The 20,490-nt window shown below is 70.4% G+C and carries 16 protein-coding genes and 1 pseudogene; 5 read left to right on the top strand and 12 right to left on the bottom strand.

Annotated features, from left to right (window positions below; genetic code table 11):
* Positions 1–106: 106 nt before the first annotated feature.
* From G6022_RS11595 to aceA, 7 genes are all read right to left on the bottom strand, one after another.
* A complete protein-coding gene (locus G6022_RS11595) occupies positions 107–1,132 on the bottom strand; it encodes a hypothetical protein (RefSeq protein WP_241731180.1) in 1,026 nt (341 codons plus the stop codon).
* 79 nt (positions 1,133–1,211) lie between these two features.
* The gene (locus tag G6022_RS11590) at positions 1,212–1,733 is read right to left on the bottom strand and encodes a helix-turn-helix transcriptional regulator (RefSeq protein WP_187700505.1); all 522 of its coding nucleotides are present in this window, start codon (positions 1,731–1,733) and stop codon (positions 1,212–1,214) included.
* A 159-nt stretch (positions 1,734–1,892) separates the two neighbouring features.
* Complete coding sequence (locus G6022_RS11585; protein ID WP_241731179.1) at positions 1,893–3,194, bottom strand: DUF445 family protein; 1,302 nt, start codon at positions 3,192–3,194, stop codon at positions 1,893–1,895.
* Entirely contained in the window at positions 3,191–3,499 is a 309-nt protein-coding gene (locus G6022_RS11580) for a hypothetical protein (protein ID WP_179523424.1), read from the bottom strand. Before G6022_RS11580 ends, G6022_RS11585 begins: the two co-directional genes overlap by 4 nt.
* 77 nt (positions 3,500–3,576) lie before the next feature.
* Positions 3,577–5,877, bottom strand: coding sequence for a 5-methyltetrahydropteroyltriglutamate--homocysteine S-methyltransferase (gene metE, locus G6022_RS11575; RefSeq protein ID WP_182639770.1), 2,301 nt, complete (start codon positions 5,875–5,877; stop codon positions 3,577–3,579).
* A gap of 5 nt (positions 5,878–5,882) precedes the next feature.
* The gene (locus G6022_RS11570) at positions 5,883–6,803 is read right to left on the bottom strand and encodes a 3-hydroxybutyryl-CoA dehydrogenase (RefSeq protein ID WP_182639769.1); all 921 of its coding nucleotides are present in this window, start codon (positions 6,801–6,803) and stop codon (positions 5,883–5,885) included.
* Between the two features lie 163 nt (positions 6,804–6,966).
* Positions 6,967–8,256, bottom strand: coding sequence for an isocitrate lyase (gene aceA / locus G6022_RS11565; RefSeq protein WP_182609726.1), 1,290 nt, complete (start codon positions 8,254–8,256; stop codon positions 6,967–6,969).
* 193 nt (positions 8,257–8,449) lie between these two features.
* Between aceA and ramB the strand changes: the two genes are divergently transcribed.
* The 3 genes from ramB to G6022_RS11550 all read left to right on the top strand — a co-directional run bounded on the left by ramB (position 8,450) and on the right by G6022_RS11550 (position 11,636).
* Positions 8,450–9,904: an acetate metabolism transcriptional regulator RamB gene (gene ramB / locus G6022_RS11560; protein ID WP_182639768.1), complete on the top strand. Its 1,455-nt coding sequence runs from the start codon at positions 8,450–8,452 to the stop codon at positions 9,902–9,904.
* Positions 9,905–9,909: 5 nt separating this feature from the next.
* Positions 9,910–10,488, top strand: coding sequence for a carboxymuconolactone decarboxylase family protein (locus G6022_RS11555; RefSeq protein WP_182609728.1), 579 nt, complete (start codon positions 9,910–9,912; stop codon positions 10,486–10,488).
* A gap of 284 nt (positions 10,489–10,772) precedes the next feature.
* Complete coding sequence (locus tag G6022_RS11550) at positions 10,773–11,636, top strand: DUF559 domain-containing protein (RefSeq protein WP_187701089.1); 864 nt, start codon at positions 10,773–10,775, stop codon at positions 11,634–11,636.
* Positions 11,637–11,826: 190 nt separating this feature from the next.
* Here the strand turns inward: G6022_RS11550 and G6022_RS17060 are convergent, their stop codons facing one another.
* Both G6022_RS17060 and G6022_RS11540 read right to left on the bottom strand, forming a co-directional pair.
* Positions 11,827–14,331 carry a glycoside hydrolase family 65 protein gene (locus G6022_RS17060; protein ID WP_182691608.1) on the bottom strand — a complete coding sequence of 835 codons (2,505 nt, stop codon included), beginning with the start codon at positions 14,329–14,331 and terminating at the stop codon, positions 11,827–11,829.
* A complete protein-coding gene (locus G6022_RS11540; protein ID WP_182691606.1) occupies positions 14,328–15,074 on the bottom strand; it encodes a beta-phosphoglucomutase family hydrolase in 747 nt (248 codons plus the stop codon). The genes G6022_RS17060 and G6022_RS11540 overlap by 4 nt, the downstream gene beginning before the upstream one ends.
* Positions 15,075–15,334: 260 nt before the next feature.
* On the opposite strand from G6022_RS11540, the gene G6022_RS11535 reads away from it, so the two are divergent.
* The gene (locus tag G6022_RS11535; RefSeq protein ID WP_182610936.1) at positions 15,335–16,117 is read left to right on the top strand and encodes a hypothetical protein; all 783 of its coding nucleotides are present in this window, start codon (positions 15,335–15,337) and stop codon (positions 16,115–16,117) included.
* A 173-nt stretch (positions 16,118–16,290) separates the two neighbouring features.
* Here the strand turns inward: G6022_RS11535 and lpdA are convergent, their stop codons facing one another.
* Together lpdA and G6022_RS11525 are read right to left on the bottom strand one after the other, a co-directional pair.
* Positions 16,291–17,685, bottom strand: a complete 1,395-nt coding sequence (gene lpdA / locus G6022_RS11530) for a dihydrolipoyl dehydrogenase (protein ID WP_182639320.1) — start codon at positions 17,683–17,685, stop codon at positions 16,291–16,293.
* A gap of 123 nt (positions 17,686–17,808) precedes the next feature.
* The gene (locus G6022_RS11525; protein WP_182639319.1) at positions 17,809–17,964 is read right to left on the bottom strand and encodes a hypothetical protein; all 156 of its coding nucleotides are present in this window, start codon (positions 17,962–17,964) and stop codon (positions 17,809–17,811) included.
* Positions 17,965–18,098: 134 nt separating this feature from the next.
* Here G6022_RS11525 and G6022_RS11520 point away from each other — a divergent pair, with 134 nt between their 5' ends.
* A complete protein-coding gene (locus tag G6022_RS11520) occupies positions 18,099–20,288 on the top strand; it encodes a prolyl oligopeptidase family serine peptidase (protein WP_277819495.1) in 2,190 nt (729 codons plus the stop codon).
* On the opposite strand, the pseudogene G6022_RS11515 reads toward G6022_RS11520, so the two are convergent.
* Positions 20,248–20,490, bottom strand: a pseudogene (locus tag G6022_RS11515) (hypothetical protein); the annotation flags it as partial. The gene G6022_RS11520 and the pseudogene G6022_RS11515 overlap by 41 nt on opposite strands.

Below are 20,490 nucleotides of genomic sequence, written 5' to 3'. Positions count from 1 at the left end.
CCCCGGCCCGCTCGGGGAGAGCGGGCCGGGGGCGGCTGACTGCGGCCTCAGCCGCGGTGACTCACTTGCTGCCGGAGTCGGACGACTTGTCGGTCGACGACGAGGACTAGGTCGTCGAGGACGACGACGGCGTGCTGGCCGAGCCCGAACCGGAGGTCGAGCCCGAACCCGAGGTCGAGCCCGACGCCGACCCGGAGGTCGACTTGGTCGCCGAGGTGGACGCCGTCTTGGCGGCCGGGGTCGACTTGGAGGCGGTGGTCGACTTCGCGGCGCTCTTGGCCGGGGCCTTCTTCGCCGGGGCCTTCTTCGCGGGAGCCTTCTTGGCCGGGGCCTTCTTCGCGGTCGCCTTCTTGGCCTGGGCCGCCTGGGCCTCGACCTTCGCGGCACCGCTCTGGACCTCGTCCGAGGCGGCGTACGCGGCGTCCTCGACCTTGTCGGCGGCCTTGTCGGCGGCGGTACCGGCCTCCTCGGCGGCCTGACGGGCGGCCTTGGACACGCGGCCCGCGGCCTTCACGCCGATCGACCGGGTCTGGCGGGCGACCGTGCCGAGCGCGTCCTCGCCCAGCTCGACCTGCTCCTCCATGGCGCCGGCGGCGCGGGCGACCTGCTCGTTGACGCGGGCCAGGCCGGCCTCGAGCTGCGGGTTCTCCTCACGCAGGCGGGACACCACGTCCTCGCCACGGGCGGCGAGCCCACCGTAGATCCCGGCCGCGACCTCGACGTAGGCGTCGGCGACCTTCCGCAGCTCCTCGGGGCGGAACCGGTTGACCAGCTCCTCCACCTCGGCCGGCAGCGCCTGCACGCGATCGGGGACCTCGGTGACGCGGTTCTGCACGTCCGCCACGCGCTCGGTCACCCGGTTCTGCACGTCGGTCACGCGCTCGTTCACCTTGGTCTGGGCGTCGGTGACGGCCTCCTCCGCGCGACGACGGAGGTCCGAGACCAGCCCGGACACGGCCTGGACCGCGAGGTCGTTCACGCCGACGTAGGCGTAGACCGGGGTGCGCACGGCGGACAGCGCCTGACCGAGCGGGCCGCTCGGCGCGGTGTCCTTGGGGTTGGCCTGCGACTCGGCCTGCGCGGCGGCGGCCTGGGCGGGGGTCTTCTTGGAAACGGGCTTCTTCTGGCTCATGTCGGCTCCTTGATCGTTGTCATGCAGGTGTTGCGGGGTGGGATGTGACGTGGCCCCACGGGGCCGCCGTCGGACGGGCTCAGTGCACGTCGACGACCTGTTCGGCGGCGGTCGCGTTGTTCGTTCGGAACGACTCGTAGATCTCCACGAGCACCTCCCTCTGACGCTCGGTGAGGTCGGGCGCGGTGAGGATGGCGTCCCTCACCGGACTGCCCTCCTTCAGTTCGAGGATCCCGGCGCGGGCGTAGAGCACCTCGGCGGACAACCTCAGACCTCGTGCGATCTGACCCAGCACCTCAGCGGACGGCTTGCGCAGCCCACGCTCGATCTGACTCAGATACGGATTGGAGACGCCGGCACGCTCGGCGAGCTGCCGGATGGACACCTCGGCGGCCTCCCGCTGTGCGCGGATGAACGACCCGATGTCCTGCGACTCGGAGATGCGCTTGTCGTCGTCACCCTGTGGGGCGACGTCGTCGTGACGGGGGACCTCGCCGGTCGGCTTGGCCCTCCGCGCGAGGGTCGCGGCGGTCGGTTCGACCGCCTGCGCGGCGGTGGACCCGGGCTTCCTGCCGGTCTCCCGGCCACGTTTCTCGGCCATGGAGTCCACCTCCCCTCGCCGTGCGTCTCACGTCGTCTGAGGACAACGCTAGCAACGAGTGCTAACTGCAGCAAGCGGTCGGAGCGGTGTGATGGGTCACAGGCTCGCGGCGGGCCCCTCAGGGGCCGCGTCAACGAACGGGCAGGTCGAATGAGCAGGTCAGAAGACGAGCAGGGTGAACTGATGGATGATCACGCCGACGAGGGCGCCGACGAGCGTGCCGTTGATCCGGATGAACTGCAGGTCCTTTCCGGCGAGCAGCTCGATCTTGTCGGACGCCTCGTCGGCGTCCCACCGCTCGACGGTATCGGCGATGATCGAGGTCACCTCGCCGGCATAATTCACCGCCACGTACGTCGCGGTGCGGGTCATGTAGTCGTCGAGGCGCGCCCGAACCTTCTCGTCGTCGACCAGAAGATCGGCCAGCCGGCGCAGGAGGTCGTCGATCTTCACCCGGAGGGTCGAGGAGGAGTCCTCGGTGGCCTCGACGATCATCCGCTTGGCCGCCGTCCAGGCGGAGGCCGCCGCCCGACGGACCTCCTCGCGGTTCATCACCTCCGCCTTGAAGATCTCGAGCTTGTCCATCGTGGCCGGGTCCTGCTGGAGGTCGCGGGCGAAGTCCTCGACGAACCCGATCAGGGCAAGGCGGACCGCGTGCTGCTTGTCCACCTTGATCTGCCAGGTCCACTCGCGGAGCTCGCGGTAGGCGCGGTCGGAGAGCAGCTCGTTGACGAACTGCGGCGCCCAGGTGGGCGCCTTCTCGCGGACCCAGCGGTCGATGGTCTCCGGGTTGGCCTCGACCCACCCGTGGGTGCGGTCGGCCATGAGGTCGAGGAGAGGCAGGTGGCGGCCCTCCTCGAGGAGCTCGGCCAGGATCCGGCCCGCGGGCGGTCCCCACTTCGGCTCCGCGATCCGGGCGACGATGGTCCGCTCGATGATCGCCGTGGCGTCCTCGTCTCGCAGGACCGCCAGGACGGACCGGATCGCCTTGGCCGCCTGGTCGGAGGCGATCGCACGGTGGTCCTCCTCCTGGAGCCACTCGCCCGCCCGCGCGGGGATCCGGGCGCTGCGGACCTTCTCGCTGACCATCTCGGGATCGAGGAAGTTCTCGCCGACGAAGGTGCCCAGCGAGGTCCCCAGCTGGTCCTTCTTCTTGCGGATCAGCGCCGTGTGGGGGATGGGGATCCTCAGCGGGTGACGGAACAGCGCGGTGACCGCGAACCAGTCCGCGAGGCCACCGATCATCCCCGCCTCGGACGCCGCGCGCACGTACCCGGCCCACGCCCCGGCGCCGTTGGACAGCGAATACTCCGCGAAGAGGAAGATGATCCCGGCCACGACCAGGAACCCTGTCGCGACCAGCTTCATGCGGCGGAGCGCAGCCCTGCGCTCCGCGTCGGTCGCCGGGTCACCCGCGACCAGGGCGGAACCGCCCGCCGCGGCGACCGGGTCGAGCGTCAATGTGCGTCCTTGCGCCCGTACTTGCGGAACCCGATCATGCACACCGCGAGGCCGATGACAAAGACGACGACGGTGGCCACGACCGCGGCCACGACCAGACCGAGGGAGACGTCCATGTCGTCGGTGTAGAAGGCGAGCGCCGTGATGGGCAGACCCAGCATGCTCATCGCCAGCAGCATGATGGCCGAACCGGCGTAGATCTCGGTCGAGTACAGCGGGTAGGTGGGCGCCACCTCGGTCGCGTACTTCGGGTAGTACTCCTCGACGATGGCAGCACCAGTGTGCTCGAGGGTCTGACCGGCCATGATGTCGTCCTCTTTCGTCTACTACCGATCCCGGACGCGGCGGCCCGGGAGTTGCTTGACCCGATTCTATTGGAACCTCAGGTCCCGCGGGCAACCGCCCGGCGGATTCGTCGCGCCGCGGTGACCAGGTTGCGCAGACTCGGCTCCAACTGCCAGGTGTAGCGGGTCTTGAGCCCGCCGTCCGGGACCGCCCAGAGGCGGTCCACCCCCACCGCCGCCACGGCCTCGAGCAGCCTCTCGTGCAGCAGATCGATGTCCGGGACGAAGCCGGATCGAGACTCGTACACACCCGGGGCCACCTGCCGCGTGAGGGTGTGGTCGGTGAGGGCGTCGAGGACCCAGTCGATCGACCGGGTCGCGACGATCGCGGTCACGTCCGCGTCGAGCCCCTCGATCGCCTCCTTCATGACCTGGAGCGACGAGTAGCTCAGGTGCGTGTGGATCTGGGTGTCCGGCCGGGCACCCGCCGACGCCAGGCGGAACGTCGCCACCGCCCACTCGAGATAGGCCCGCCTGTCCGCGCCCCGCCGCGGCAGCAGCTCGCGGATGGCCGGCTCGTCGATCTGGACGATCGCCAGCCCAGCCTCCTCCAGGTCCGCCACCTCGTCGCGGATCACCAGCGCCAGCTGGGTGGCCACCTCGGGCAGCGCGAGGTCCGTCCGACAGAAGGACCGGGCGAGCATCGTCACCGGCCCGGTCACCATCCCCTTGACCGGCCGGTCGGTGAGGGTCTGCGCGTACCCCGTCCACTCGACCGTCATGGGCGCGGGCCGGGCCACGTCCCCGTACAGGATGGGCGGGCGCACGCACCGGGACCCGTAGGACTGCACCCACCCGTACCGGGTCGCGGCGAACCCGTCGAGCAGTTCCGCGAAGTACTGCACCATGTCGTTGCGCTCGACCTCGCCGTGCACGAGGACGTCCAGGCCGATGTCCTCCTGCAGCCGGATCACCGAGGCGATCTCCTCCCGCAGGTACCCGCGGTAGCGCTCGTAGTCGATCCGGCCGTCGGCCAGGTCCCGGCGGGCCCGGCGGATCTGCACCGTCTGCGGGAACGAACCGAGGGTCGCGGTGGGGAGGATCGGCAGCCCCAGACGCCCCGCCTGCAGGGGCGCCCGCTCCGCGTAGGGCATGCGGACCTTGTCGTCGTCGTCGACCGACGCCGTCCTCGCCCGCACGTCCTCCCTGCGCGCACTGGGCCGCACCGGCAGCGGCCGCCAGCGCGGCGTGGGCCCGTCCACCAGGGCGTCGGCCAGTGACACCACCTCCGCGACCTTCTGCCGCGCGAAGGCCAGCGCGTCCTCGAGTTCCGCGGGCAGGTCCACCTCGGCCCCGACGTCGTAGGGCACGTGGAGCAGCGTGCAGGACGTCGAGACCACCAGATCGGTGAAGGTGGCCTTGAGCTGTTTCAAGTAGTCCAGGACCTCGAACTTGTCCGTGCGCCAGACGTTCTGGCCGTCGACCACCCCGGCGTAGAGCCGTTTGTCGGCCAGCCCCGGGATCGCCGCGAGTTCGTCCGCGGGCCGGTAGCCGTGCACCAGATCGAGACCGATCGCCTCGACCCCCGTGGACGCGAGCGCGGGCAGCGCCCCGGCAAGGTCCCCGTACTGCCCCGTCACCAGGATCCGCGGACGGGTGGGGGCCGCGGACAGCCGGTCGTAGGCACATCGGACCCGCTCGACCTCGGCCGGCGTGCGCTCCATGGTCATACAGGGCTCGTCGAACTGCACACAGGTCACGCCCGCCCCCGCCAGCGCCTCGAGCAACGCCTCGTACTGTTCGAGCACCCGGTCGAGCAGCGCGAGGGGCCGGAAGCCGGGGTCGGCGGTGGGTGCGGGCTTGCTCAGCAGCAGCAGCGACACCGGTCCGGTGATCACGGGCCGGAGGTCGACCCCCAGCTCGTGGGCGCGGGCGACCTCCGCCAGCAGCTCCTCCGGACGCAGGCCAAACACGGAGGAGTCCTCGAACTCGGGCTGGCGGTAGTGGTACGGGGTGCCCTGCAGGGCGACAAGTTCCAGGGGTGCCACGTCCGCACGGCCGCGGGCGAGCGCGAACTGCGTGTCCAGCGGGGACAGGTCACGGACCAGGTCCCGGAAGCGGTGCGGGACGGCGCCGATCAGCAGGGCGTCGTCCAGGACGTGGTCGTAGAAGGAAAAGGTGTGTCCCGGGATCTGTGTGAGCCCGGTGTCGCGGAGCTCCCGCCAGGTCGACTCCCGGATCCGGCGCCCCACGGCCAGGAGTTCGGACCGGGTGCCGTCACCGTGCCAGTACCGTTCGAGCGCGCGTTTGAGCTCGCGGCGCGGGCCGATCCGCGGGTAGCCCAGCACGCTGGACGCACGGCTCAGGGCGAGGTGCGAGCGTTCGAGCTCGGTGGCCACGGCGGTCAGCGGGCGGCTCGGGTCGCGGCGCGGGGGACGTCGTAGCGGTAGAAACCGTGGCCACTCTTCTTCCCCAGCCGTCCGGCCTCGACCATGCGCAGCAACAGGGGTGGCGGGGCGTACAGCGGCTCGCGGAACTCGGTGTACATCGAGTCGGCGATCGCCTTGACCGTGTCCAGACCTACGAGGTCGGCCAGGGAGAGCGGGCCCATCGGGTGGGCGCACCCCAGCACCATGGCCTTGTCGATGTCCTCCGGGGTGGCGAAGCCGCTCTCCGCCATCCTGATCGCCGAGAGCAGGAAGGGCACGAGGAGCGCGTTGACCACGGCTCCGGACCGGTCCGCGGAGTGCACCACCTGCTTGCCCAGGACCTGTTCCGCGAACCCCTCGGCGCGATCACGGACGGACTCCCCCGTCTCCAGCGTGCTCACCAGCTCGACCAGCGGGAGCACGGGGACGGGGTTGAAGAAGTGCATGCCGATCACGCGCCGGGGCCGCGCGGTACCCGTGCCGAGCTTCATGATCGGGATGGAGGAGGTGTTCGAGGCAAGGACCGCCTCCGGATCGGTGACCACCTCGTCGAGTTCACGGAACACGGCCGTCTTGGCCGCCTCGTCCTCGACGATCGCCTCGATCACCAACTGGCGATCGGCGAAGTCCCCGAGGTCGGTGGTGAACCGCAGCCGCAGGGCTGCCTGGTCGCGCTCGCGCCGGGTGATCTTCCCGGAGGAGACCCCCCTGTCGAGAGAGGAGAGGATGCGGGAGCGGCCCGCGGCGGCGAGCTCCCGGGTGGACTCCCACACCAGGACGTCGACGTGGGCGCGGGCGCAGACCTCGGCGATCCCCGCCCCCATCTGGCCGGCACCGACCACTCCCACGCGGGTGATCGACCCCTGTCCCGGGGCTACCTCGCGGGTGGTGGGCATGTGCGACACGTCCTTCTTCGAACCGGATGGTCGGCCCGGGCATCGGCCCGGGAGTGCGTGAGACACGACCGGGGGCCGGGGCCGCCTCGAGGAGACGGCCGCGGCCCCCGGTGTGTGGTGGTGCCAGCGTGCTGGCCGCCCTACTCGAGGGCGACCCGGGGGGTCAGTGGAACTGACCCTCCTCGGTGGAGCCCTTCAGCGCCGCGGTGGACGTGTTGGGGTCGACCGTGGTGGCGATGCGGTCGAAGTAGCCGGCGCCGACCTCGCGCTGGTGCTTGACGGCGGTGAAGCCACGCTCCTCGGCGGCCTTGAACTCGCGCTCCTGCAGCTCGACGAACGCGCTCATCTGGTTACGGGCGTAGCCGTAGGCCAGGTCGAACATGCCGTAGTTGAGCGAGTGGAAGCCGGCCAGGGTGATGAACTGGAACTTGAAGCCCATCGCGCCGAGCTCCTTCTGGAACTTGGCGATCGTGTCGTCGTCCAGGTTCGCCTTCCAGTTGAAGGAGGGCGAGCAGTTGTAGGCCAGGAGCTGGTCCGGGAACTCGGACTTGACGGCCTCGGCGAACTGCTTGGCGTACTCGAGGTCCGGGGTGCCGGTCTCCATCCAGATGAGGTCGGAGTACGGGGCGTAGGCCTTGGCGCGCTCGATGCAGGGCTCGATGCCGTTCTTGACGTTGTAGAAGCCCTCGGCGGTGCGCTCACCGGTGATGAACGGGCGGTCACGCTCGTCGACATCGGAGGTGATGAGCGTGGCGGCCTCGGCGTCGGTGCGCGCGATGATGACCGACGGGACGTTCGCGACGTCGGCCGCGAGACGGGCCGAGGTCAGCGTGCGGATGTGCTGGTTGGTCGGGATGAGCACCTTGCCACCGAGGTGGCCGCACTTCTTCTCCGACGCGAGCTGGTCCTCCCAGTGCACACCGGCGGCGCCGGCCGCGATCATGGCCTTCTGCAGCTCGTAGGCGTTGAGGGCGCCACCGAAGCCGGCCTCGGCGTCCGCGACGATCGGGGCGAGCCAGTTCTCCACCGAGGTGTCACCCTCGATGCGGGCGATCTCGTCGGCGCGCAGCAGCGCGTTGTTGATGCGGCGCACGACGGTCGGGACCGAGTTGGCCGGGTACAGCGACTGGTCCGGGTAGGTGTGGCCCGAGAGGTTGGCGTCGCCGGCGACCTGCCAGCCGGAGAGGTACACGGCCTCGAGGCCGGCACGGATCTGCTGGACGGCCTGGTTGCCGGTCAGCGCGCCGAGGGAGTTGACGAAGTCCTTGTTGTTGACCTTGTCCCAGAGGATCTCCGCGCCACGGCGGGCGAGGGTGTGCTCCTCGACGACGGTGCCCTGCAGCTCCGCCACCTGCTCGGCGGTGTAGTTGCGGGTGATGCCCTTCCAGCGGGGGTTGGTGTCCCAGTCCTGCTGGATCTCTGCAGCGGTACGTGCCTTGCCGACGTTCGACATCGCGACTCTTTTCTGTCTCGGGGGCGGACCCTGCTTCGCACAATTGCGAGCGCGGCGTCCTGTACCTGGAAAGGATGCCACACGCATCGCAGCCCGTCTACCTGGGAATTGTGCGAATCTGGCGAGTTTCCTTGCATTGCTTGCGAACTTTGCGAAGAATGTGGGGCACACCACCGACCCGCGGGAGCCGCTGATGACCACCATCCACATGGGTGCTCGCCTGCGCCGCCTGCGCGAGGAGCACGGTCTCACCCAGGCCGCCTTCGCCGAGACGCTCGGGCTCTCGGCCAGCTACCTGAACCAGCTCGAGAAGGACACGCGCCCGGTCACCTCCCGGGTGCTGGCCCGACTGTCCGAGGAGTACGGGGTCGACTCGACCTTCTTCGCCTCCGACGCCGACACGCGGTTGATCGCGGAGCTCACCGAGGCCCTGTCCGACCCCCAGGTGTCCACCGGGATCCCCGCGGGCGACGTGATCGACCTGGTCCGTGCCCACCCGTCGCTGGCACGCGCCTTCGCGGTATTGAACCAGCGGTACCGCAACTCCGCGGACCTCCTCGCGGCCCTCACCGAGAGCCGCAACGCCCTGTCCGACGAGGCGGACAACTTCGCCCTGGCCATGCCGCACGAGGAGGTGCGCGACTACTTCTACCAACGCCAGAACTACATCGACTCCCTGGACACCGCGGCCGAGGAACTCACCACCCGGATCCGCATGAACCGCGGCGACGTCCGGGCCGAGCTCGAGAACCGGCTCGCCGAGATCCACGGCGTCCGGGTGGTGCGCCGCGTGGACCTGCCCGACGGGTTGTGGCACCGCTTCTCCGCCCGGGACCGCCGGTTGGACCTGTCGGCGCACCTGACCGGAGGACAGCAGGCCTTCCGGGTGGCGTCCGAGCTCGCGTTCCTCGAACACCGCGAGCTGCTCGACCAGCTCGTGGCCGACGGCACCTTCAGCTCCCCCGCCGCCGGCGCCCTGGCCCAGCGCGGGCTGGCCAACTACTTCGCCGCGGCCGTGCTCATGCCCTACCAGCGCTTCCTCGACACCGCCGAGGACTTCCGCTACGACGTGGAACGCCTGATGACCTTCTACGCGACGGGCTACGAGACCGTGTGCCACCGCCTCTCCACCCTCCAGCGCCCGGGAGCCTCCGGGGTGCCCTTCAGCTTCGTGCGCGTCGACCGCGCGGGGAACATGTCCAAGCGGCAGTCGGCCTCCGGTGTCCACTTCACCACCTCGGGTGGCACCTGCCCGCTGTGGAACGTCTACGAGACCTTCTCCTTCCCGGGCAAGATCATGCGCCAGGTCGCGGAGCTGCCGGACGGGCGTCTGCACCTGTGGGTCTCGCGCACCGTCACCACCCGGCCCATGCGATTCGGGCAACCCCGCAAGACGTTCGCGATCGGTCTGGGCTGCGAGGCCCGGCACGCCCACCGCACCGTCTACGCGCAGGGACTCGACCTCGCCGACGCCGACGCCGCCACCAAGATCGGGTCCGGGTGTCGCATGTGCGAGCGGCCCGCCTGTCCCCAACGTGCCTTCCCGCCGCTGAACCGCACCCTCAAGGTGGACGCGCACCGCTCGTCGCTCTCGCCCTATCTGCTCGACGAACCCCACTCGCCGGCCGCCTCCCCTGCCCTACCCTGACGGCCATGAGCCAGCCGCACAGCACCGACAGCCATCCCCGGGACCCGGCCCGGCCCCGCATCCGTCCCGGCGGGTTCCGTGAACTCGGACCGGTGGGCTGGGCCGTCAACCGCGTGGGCGCCCGCGTGACCGGCAGCCGCGACGTCCATCTGTTCGCCACGCTCGGACGTGCCCGCCGGCTCTTCCCCGCGTGGTTGGCCTATTCCGGGATGATGATGCCGTTCGGGGTCCTCGACCGCCGGACCACCGAGCTGGTGATCCTGCGCGTGGCCCACCTGCGGGACAGCGCCTACGAGCGGGCCCACCACGAGCGGATCGGCGCGCGGGTGGGGCTCGACGACGACGAGATCACCCGCACCCTGCACGACCCCGCGGACGCCGGCTGGTCGGACCGGCTGCGCGCGGTGTTGACCGCGGTCGACGAGCTGGTGCGGACCAAGGACATCGCGGACGACACGTGGGCGGAGGTGGCGGCCCACCTGACCGAGGCCGAGCTGGTGGGTCTGGTGCAGTTGGTGGCGCAGTACGACGGCCTGGCCACGTCCCTCCGGGCCCTGCGCATCCAGCCCGACCGCCCCCGCTGACCCACCTGCCCAGCCCCTCCGGGTTGCGCGTCCCCTTTGCTCGCCCCCTTCCGAGTTCCGCGCCCCCTCTGCTCGCCCATCCGCCACGTGCGCGCCCCCTCTGGTCCATTCCCGCCGCGCACCTGTCGTCCCCATGTTCGGACGACCAGCCCATCGGCTCCTCCGGGAGCCCACCGGGTCCTCCGTGCGCTCCGGTCGTCCACAATCGTCCCCCCTCCACAGGGCGGCCGGAATCCCCGCGTGAACACCGGACCCCCTCGTTCCCGCCGAGGATCATCCTCGGCATGACGCGCCACCACCCGGGCCCACAGCACCCCGTCCTCTCGTCCGCCCGGCTCAGCAGCGAGCTCGCCGCCCTCCCCCGTCGACGACGAGAGCGCGAGTTCGTCAAGATCGCGGACGAACTCTGGCTGCCGGCTGGTCTTCCGCTCGGCTTCGAGACCTTGTCAGTGGCCTACTCGCGGCTGTACCCGAGCGGCGTCCTCACCGGATGGTCGGCGGCGGTCCTCCACGGGATCGCCGCCCCTGACGACGCCATCCCGGAGTTGTGCGTCGGCCCCAGCGGAAGAACGCGTTCGGGCCTGCGGATTCGTCGATACCGGTTGCCCGCCTCGGCCGTGGAGCACAAGCGGGGCGTCGCCGTCACGAGTCGGCGATGGACGGCCTTCGACTTGGCCCGGTTCACCGACCACCTCGGTGGAGTCATCGCGGTGGAGCACTTCTACCGGCACGGGTTCTCCGAGCGCGAGCTCCGCGACGTGGTCGACGGCCAGGTCGGCGCCTGGGGCGTCGCACGAGCACGACGGGTGCTCGCGGACGCCGATCGTCGCAGTGAGTCCCCCAAGGAGACCGAAGCGAGGTTGTTCCTCCGAGACGCTGGCTTCACGGGGTTCGTGCCGCAGGTCGAGGTGGGCGGATACCGCCTCGATCTCGCTGATCCCATTCACAAGATCGCGGTGGAGTACGACGGCGCGCACCACGAGCACCCGGAACAGCAATCGAAGGACCGGTACCGCAGGAACCGTCTCCAGGCCGCCGGCTGGATCGTGATCGTCGTGGACCACAGGATCTTCCGCCACCAACGAGGCGACTTGCTACAGCAGGTTCGTGCGGCGTACGCCCAGCGCACCTGCCGATTCGCCGCCTGACCCTCGGTGCCCCGGCCCCCGATCTCCCGGCGCCGGGCAGACTTGCGCGGCCCCTGTGGTCCATTCCACCGGCGCGACCGCCCAGCGTGCGAGCGTTCCGGGCGCGCAGGACGAAGAGGACGCGCATCTCGCGGGCGGGAGGGGCGGGCCGAGCGGGCGCCGAGGGCTCACACCCCTCGGTGCCCGCCCCTCAGCGCTCTACCGCGGCGAGCTCGGCGCGGGACAGGCAGACGCGGGCCCGCTCATCCAGCCCCAGCGTGAGGGTCTGGCCGGCGGGTACGGTCACCGGCTGCCCCTGCACCGTGCACTCGAAGTCCGCGCCGTTGAGGTTGTCGATCGTGATCTCCGTGTGGGTGCACCGGACCCGCACGTGCGTCCCGCGCACGGTCAGCCGGAACGTCACCGCGCCCCACTCCGCGGGCACCCGGGGGTCGAACGAGATGTCGCCCCGGTAGTCGCGCATCCCGCCGAACCCGCTCACGAGCGCGGACCAGACCCCTCCGGTGGAGGCCACGTGGATACCGTCGGTGGCGTTGCCGTGCACATCGGCCAGGTCCACGACGAGCGCCTTCTGGAAGTGTTCGAACGCCTCGTCGCAGTACCCGATCTCGGCGGCGATGATCGACTGCACCACCGCGGACAGCGTCGAGTCACCGGTGGTGAGCGGGTCGTAGTACTCGAAGTTCGCGCGCTTCTCCGCTTCGGAGAACTCGTCGCCGCGCAGGAACATCGCCAGCACCACGTCGGCCTGCTTGAGCACCTGGTGCCGGTAGATCACCAGCGGGTGGAAGTGCAGCAGCAGCGGTCGGCGCGGGTCCTCGAGATCCTGGTCCCAGACCTCCTTGGCGAGGAAGTCCTGGTCCTGCGGGTGCACGCCCAGTTCCTCGTCATAGGCGATCACCATGCTCTCGGCGGCGCGCCGCCATTCCGCGATCTCGCCGTCGTCGATCTTCAGGCGCCGGCAGATCCCCGCCCACCGGCCGTCACCCAGCTCGGCGATCCGCTTGCACGCGATCGCGGCGGCCACCAGGTTGAACCTCGCCATGGCGTTGGTGAACAGGTTGTTGTCCACCACGGTGGTGTACTCGTCGGGCCCGGTGACGCCGTGGATGTTGAAGCAGCCGTCGTCGGCGAAGAACCCGAGCGAGACCCACATCCGTGCGGTCTCGACCAGCATGTCCACGCCCTCGCGGATCATGAACTCCTGGTCGTCGGTGGCCCACAGGTACTTGACCAGGGCGTGCGCGATGTCGGCGTTGATGTGGTACTGCGCGGTACCGGCCTCGTAGTACGCCGACGCCTCCTCGCCGTTGATGGTCCGCCACGGATAGAGGGCGCCCTTGACCGACAGGTACTTGGCCCGGTCGCGTGCCTTGTCGAGCATGTTGTAGCGGAAGCGCAGGGCGTTCCGGGCGAACCGCGGCACGGTGTAGGTGAGGAACGGCAGGACGTAGGTCTCGGTGTCCCAGAAGTAGTGGCCGGAGTAGCCGCTGCCCGTGACACCCTTGGCGGCGATGCCGTTGTACTCGGCCCGGGCGGACGCCTGCGCCAGCTGGAACAGATTGAAGCGGATGGCCTGCTGCGTCTCCGCAGGCCCTTCCACCTCGACGTCGGCGCGGTCCCAGAAGTGGTCGTACCAGTCCCGCTGGGTGCGGTGCAGGTCCTCGACCCCGCGCACGCGGGCCCGGCCCAGGGTGCGCGAGCACCGGTCGGCCAGTTCGCGGGCGGGGACGACCTCGGAGGTGTGGTACGCCGCCAGCTTGGTCAACTTGAGCACTCGCCCCGGGGTGGCGTGGGCGTGGTAGACGACCTTGGACGAGTCGTCGTCGATCTCGTGGCTCATGGCCACGTCGTCCTCGGTCTCGAAGATGTGGTCCACGGCGACGGCGATCGTCATCCCCGAGTTGGCGCACCGGTAGCCGTGCACGTGGTAACCGCCCTGATCCTCGGTGACCTGGGGGTCGAGCACGCGGTGCTCGAGCCCCTCCGCGCGACGGGGGTCGAAACCCTGTGCCGGGGCACCCTCCGAGGAGCTGTACTCGTTCTCCCCGTCCTGCCTGTTGAGGACCTGCGAGGAGATCACGACGGGCGCGGGCTCGTCGGGGAGTTCGATCTCGTAGGTCATCACCGCGAGGTGCTTCTCCACCATCGACACCATCCGGCTGGAGCGGATGACGACCTTCTTGCCGGCGGGGGTGCGCCACACGACCTCGCGGCGCAGGACACCGTCGCGGAAGTCGATGCTGCGCTCGTAGTGCTCGAGGTCGGCCACGGACAGGCGGAGCGGCTCGTCGTCCACATAAATGCGGATCGTCTTGGTGTCCGGGGCCTGGATCATCGTCTGGCCCTCGCGCGCGAGCCCGTAGGCGTCCTCGGCGTGCTGGATGTGCCAGGTCTCGTGGAAGCCGTTGACGAAGGTGCCGTGGTGGACCGAGTCGCGACCCTCCTCGGGGTTGCCGCGCATGCCCAGGTAGCCGTTGGCCACGGCGAACTGCGTCTCGGAGACCCCGAGCGGGGAGGCCTTGGGGTTTGTCTCCACCCAGCGCCACGGGTCCGCGGGGTGCGTGGAGCGGTTGATCTCCGGCACCTCGAGGTGGCTCCGGAGGTTGACGCCGTAGGTGGTCCGGATGTTGCCGGGGACGGACTGGCCGATCGTGTCGTGGACCGGGCCGCGCCCGGGGGGGACGGGTGTCATGACCGCGCCCCCGTCAGCCCGGGGATCAGTTCGGCCAGGTCGACGACGACGATGTCGGCACCCTCCCGGAGCAGGACGTCGCGGCCCGCGCCGCGGTCCACGCCGACGACGTGGGCGAACCCGCCGGCGGCACCGGCCTGCACGCCCGAGACGGCGTCCTCGATCACCACGCAGCGGTCCGCGGGCACGCCCAGCAGTTCGGCCCCCCGCAGGTACGTGTCGGGCCGGGGCTTGCCCGGGATGCCCTCGGCCTGCGCCACCAGCCCGTCGACGACGACCTCGAAGCGGTCCCGCAGCCCCGCCGCCTCGAGCACGGGGCCCGCGTTCTTGGAGCTGGAGACCACGCAGGACGCGATCCCGGCGGCGTCGAGGGCGTCGAGGTAGGCGACCGACCCCGGGTAGGCCTCGATCCCCTCGTCGAGCAGCTGACGGAAGACGATGTTCTTGCGCAGCCCCAGCCCGGTGATCGTGTCCGCCTCGGCTGACCCCTCGTCGTCGTCGCCCTCGCCCTCGACGCCATCGGGCAGCGTGAGGCCGCGCGCGGCGAGCATCGACGCGATCCCCTCCACCCGCGGTTTGCCGTCTATGTAGCGGAAGTAGTCCTCGTCCGAGTAGGGGTCGATCCCGCGGTCGGCGAAGTACGCGGAGAACATCCGGTTCCACGCCTGCATGTGCTTCTCGGCCGTCGGGGTGATGACCCCGTCGAGGTCGAAGAGCACGGCATCTATGCCGTCATGGTCCATGTCGAATCCTGCTTCCGGGTCGGTGGGCCGATCGGGCTCGTCCGGTGACGCATCAAGGGTAGACACCCGGACGCCGTATCGAACCCCTCACCTCCCCCCGTGCGGCCCATCTCACGCCCGGCGGGCAGGGAATGTGGGTGCCATCCGGCCTACGTGCGGGAGGGATGCGGGGTCCACCCGGCCTCGACTCGGGGCGGAATGCACTGTCACCGGGTGCCCGGTGGCACTATGGTCGGTGACTCTGGACTAGAAGGAGAGAGATGCGACTTCGCACCCGCAATCCCCGCCGTGTCGCGATCGCCGGCCTCGCACTGGTCACCGCGGCCGCACTCACGGCCTGCACGTCGGACTCCGACGACTCCGGGAACGGTGACGCCCCGGGCGACACCCAGACCGCCGAGACCGTCGACGAGTCCGCACCCGAGGCGCCTCTCGACCAGCTGGTCCTGGCCGAGGGCGAGGCCCCCGGTGGCGGTGTGGTGCAGGTGATCGAGCCGGATCTCCTCCAGGAGGCGGTCGACAAGCTCGTCGCCGACCAGGGCAAGCAGCTCATGGAGGACCCGGCGTGCGACAGGGTCTCCCGCCTCGAGACCGTCTCCAACTTCGCGACCACCGACGGGCTGACCGCAGCGGTGCGGTACAAGCAGTCGCAGGAGGACGACACCGAGCATCGTTTCGGGATCGGCATGGTGGGTCAGAAGCTCGACGATTTCATGGACCGCTCCCTGTACGAGGCCTGCACCACCTCGCGGAGCTCCACCAACCCCGACGTCGAGCTCGTCATGACCGTGGGTGACGCCCCGGCCATCGAGGGCGCCGAGGGCTTCCGGGTCACCAGCGACTTCATCACCACCCGGCCGGACGGCACCCGCTCACTGAGCCGGGCCATCGCGATCCACGGCTTCACCCGTGACACCACCGTGAGCGTCGAGTACGCGGCCCGCGGCAACAACCCGGAGGCGGACCCGGTCCTGCCCTCCGCGGCCGGCGCCCTGGACGCCATCTACGAGGCGCAGATGGCCAAGATCGTGGTGGCCGAGTAAGCCGCTCGACCGTCGCCGGCGCCCCAGCCATCGAGAAGAGCGTTCCGCGCACGTCGCCCGAGAGGCGGTGCGCGGAACGCTCTTGTCGTTGACCGTTGCCCGGTGAGGGGCGGGCCCGGGAGCCCGGTGAGGGGCGGGCCCGGCACCCGACAGGGCCGGCCGGCCGGCGCCCCCTACAGGTTGATCATGTGGCCGCTGACGCCCTCGACGGCCTCCTTCATGGCCTCCGACAGGGTCGGGTGGGTGTGCACGTTGCGCGCCACGTCCTCGGCGGTGAGGTCCCACATCTGCGCCAGGGTCAACTCGGGCAGCAGCTCGGAGACGTCGGGGCCGATGAGGTGGGCACCGAGCAGTTCGCCGTGCGCCCCGTCGGCCACGACCTTGACGAACCCGACCGCGTGGCCGAGCCCGTGCGCCTTGCCGTTGGCGGAGAACGGGAACTTGCCCACCTTGACGTCGTAGCCCTCGTCGCGGGCCTGGGCCTCGGTCAGCCCGAACGAGGCCACCTGCGGCTGGCAGAACGTCGCGCGCGGCATCATCCGGTAGTCACCCAGGGTCTGCGTCTGGGCGCCGGCCATGGTCTCGGCGGCCACGACTCCCTGCGCCTCGGCCACGTGGGCCAGCTGCAGCTTGGCGGTGACGTCGCCGAGGGCGTAGATGCCCTTGACGTTGGTCCGCATGTTGTCGTCGATGGCGATGGCGCCGCGGTCGGTGAGCTCGACACCGGTCTTGTCCAGGCCGTAGCCCTCCACCCGGGGCGCGAACCCCACGGCCATCAGCACCTTGTCCACGGTCAGGGTCTGGGACTTGCCCTCCTCACCGTTCTTCTCGACCTCCACCTCCACCGAGTCGCCGTTGTCGGTGACCTTGGTGGTCTTGTGCCCGGTCAGGACCTTGACGCCGAGCTTCTTGTAGTGCTTGGCGATCTCCTTGGAGACCTCCTCGTCCTCGTTCGGCAGGAGACGGTCCATGAACTCGACGATCGTCACCTCGACGCCGTAGTTGGACATGACGTAGGCGAACTCCATGCCGATGGCCCCGGCGCCGACGATCACGATGGAATCCGGGAGCTCGCGGGAGAGGATCTGGTCCTCGTAGTCCACCACGTTCTCGCTCAGCTCGATCCCGGGCAGCGTCTTGACCACGGAACCGGTGGCGATGATGCAGTTGTCGAACGTGTACGAGGTGCCGTCGACCTCGATCGTCTTGTCGTCGGTGAAGGTGCCGAAGCCGTCGATCTCGGTGATCTTGTTCTTCTTCATGAGGAAGTGGACACCCTTGACGATGTTGTCCGAGACCTTGCGGCTGCGGTCGTGGGCCACCCCGTAGTCGAAGGAGACGTCCCCGGAGATCCCGAACGTCTTGGCGTCACGCAGCACCGTGTTGGCCAGCTCGGCGTTGCGCAGCAGCGCCTTCGAGGGGATGCACCCGACGTTGAGGCACACACCGCCCCAGTATTTCTCCTCGATCACGGCCACCTTGAGGCCGAGCTGCGAGGCGCGGATCGCGGCGACGTAGCCACCGGGGCCCGCGCCGAGGACGATGAGGTCGTAATGAGTGTCAGCCACGACACACAGGGTAGCGCTCCCGACGGCCGCCGAGCGGCGGAGCGGCGTGGAACCCCACCCGAAATGAGCGTCGCCGCCTCCTCCCGGGGGGAGGGGCGGCGACGGTGCCCGAGTGGGGCGAGCTCAGGACAGGTTGCCCAGGACCGACTTGAGAGCCGAGGCGACGATGTCGCCGACGGTCTCGGCGATCATGTCGGTGATGTTGCCGGTGGCGCTGCCGCCGCTGAGCGAACCGGACTCGCCCGAGCCGGTGCTGAGGATGTCGGTGAGGGAACCCATTGTGTATCTCCGTTTATCGAGTGCATTCCCGAGGATTTCGAGAATGGCCGGGTCAGGCGACCCCTGCATGGCGTTGATGGTACTGACGCTACGGCCCGGTAACAAGAGCCTGTGGATTTCTTACACCGGTTCAGTTGCCGACGGGCCGCACACGGCATCATCGGGGCATGAACTCATCCGCGTCGCCCGATCCGTTCCTGCATCTCGAGGACGTCGACTCCGCCGGGGCCCTCGAGTGGGTCCGGGACCGGAGCGACCGAACCGTGGCGGATCTCGCCTCCGGGCCGGAGGCCGAGACGGCGTACGCCCGCGCCCTGGAGATCCTCGACGCCTCGGACCGCATCGCGTGGCCGGTCCTGCGCGGCCGCCACGCCTACACCCTCTGGCGGGACGCCGACCATCCCCGCGGTCTGTGGCGACGGGTGCCGTGGTCCGTGCTCTCGCGTGGTGCCCCGGGCGTCGACCACCCGGCCTGGGAGACCCTGGTGGACGTGGACGCCCTGGCCGCCGAGGAGGGGGTCAACTGGGTCTACTCGGGCACCGTGGTCCGGCGCCCCGCGGACGACAGGGCGCTCGTCCGGCTCTCCCGCGGGGGCGCGGACGCGGTGGAGGTCCGCGAGTTCGATCTGACCGCCCGCCGATTCGTCCCGGAGTCCGAGGGCGGGTTCCGGCTGTCCGAGGCCAAGAGCTCGGTGTCCTGGGTGGACCGGGACACCCTGCTGCTGTCCTCGCCGCTGGACCCCGGCGGGTCGGACGCCACCGACTCCGGCTACCCCCGCCTGGCGCGGCTGTGGCGTCGCGGGACCGACCCGCTCAGCGCGCCGGTGATCTTCTCCGGACGATCGGAGGACGTGGCGGTGGGCGCCGCGTACGACCTCACCTCGGGCCGCTACACGACCAGCCGTGCCCCCGACTTCCACACCTCCGAGGAGTGGTTCTGGTCCCCGGGGGTCGATCCCTCGACCACCGCACCCCACCGACTCCCGGTCCCCGAGGACTGCCGCGTGGAGTCGTGCGGGGACTGGCTGCTGCTGCGGCCGCGCACCGATCTCGAGGTCGCCGGACGCACCCACGCCGGCGGGTCGGTCCTCGTGCTGCCGTGGGCCGCGATCGACGCCGACCCCTCGCGGTTGCCCGAGCCCGTCGTCCTGTTCTCCCCCACCCCCTCCACCACGGTCGAGGACGTGACCTGGGGCCGGGGCCGGATCCTGCTGACGATCCTCGACGACACCGAGTCCCGCCTCGAGGCGTACACGATCCCCGACGCCGCGGACGGGGCCTGGGAGCCCCGCCCCGTCGAGGGCTTACCGGACCACGTGTCGGTGGACGTGCTGTCCTGCGACCGCCTGTCCGGCGCCGACGCAGGCGGCGGAATGGACGACGACGACGAGCGCCCACACCCCGACGACGCCGTCCTCGCGGTGTCCGGGCCGATCGTGCCGCCGTCGCTGGTGCTGCTGCGCGCGGACGGCTCCACCACGACGCTCGGGTCCACCCCCGACCGGTTCGACACCACCGGCATCGAGGTCACCCGGCACACAGCGGTCAGCGACGACGGCACCCGCGTGCCCTACACCGTGATGCGCGGCCCCGGCCCCGACGGGCCGAGGCCGACCATCCTCTACGGATACGGCGGCTTCGAGGTGTCCATGCGGCCGTCGTACGCGGCGCTGCGTGGGACGCTCTGGCTCGCCGGGGGCGGCGTCTACGTGGTCGCGGGGATCCGCGGCGGGGGCGAGTACGGGCCCGCCTGGCACAAGGCCGCCGTCCGCGAGAACCGCCCCCGCGCGTTCGAGGACTTCGCGGCCGTGGCCCGGGCCCTCGTCTCCACAGGGGTGACCACCCGCGATCAGCTCGGCGCGACCGGCGGGTCCAACGGGGGGCTGCTCATGGGCGTCATGCTCACGCGTTATCCGGAACTGTTCGGCGCGATCGCGATCGCGGTCCCGCTGCTGGACATGCGGCGCTACCACCTGCTGTTGGCCGGCGCGTCGTGGATGGCCGAGTACGGCGACCCCGACTCCGCGGACTGGGACGACTTCCTGGGCGCGTACTCGCCGTACCAGCACGTCGAACCCGCCTCGGATCGTCCCTACCCCCCGGTGCTCATGACCACCTCGACGCGGGACGACCGCGTGCACCCGGGGCACGCCCGCAAGATGACGGCCGCACTCGAGGCCGCCGGGCACGAGGTCGCGTACTACGAGAACGTCGAGGGCGGGCACGCCGGCGCCGCGGACAACTCGCAGGAGGCCCGGAAAGCGGTCCTCACCTACGAGTTCTTCAGGCGTCGGCTCCCTCGTCGTCGTCCCGTGACGGGCTGAGCGCCACCTCCCGGTCCATCCACGCCAGCACCCGGGTGACCACCTCGGCGGGCTTGCGCGCCCACGTGTTGTGGCCGAGCGCCTCCGGCTCCACCTCGAGGCTCGTCCGGGCGGCGGGCAGCATCGCCAGCAGGCCACGGGCCGCGCTCTCGGGGGCGAGCGGGTCCTCGGCGATGACCACCGAGAGCGCCGGGACCGTGAC

Source organism: Dietzia sp. Cai40 (assembly GCF_014145165.1).
GTDB lineage: Bacteria > Actinomycetota > Actinomycetes > Mycobacteriales > Mycobacteriaceae > Dietzia > Dietzia natronolimnaea.
This window is presented reverse-complemented; position numbering and strand designations above follow the sequence as displayed.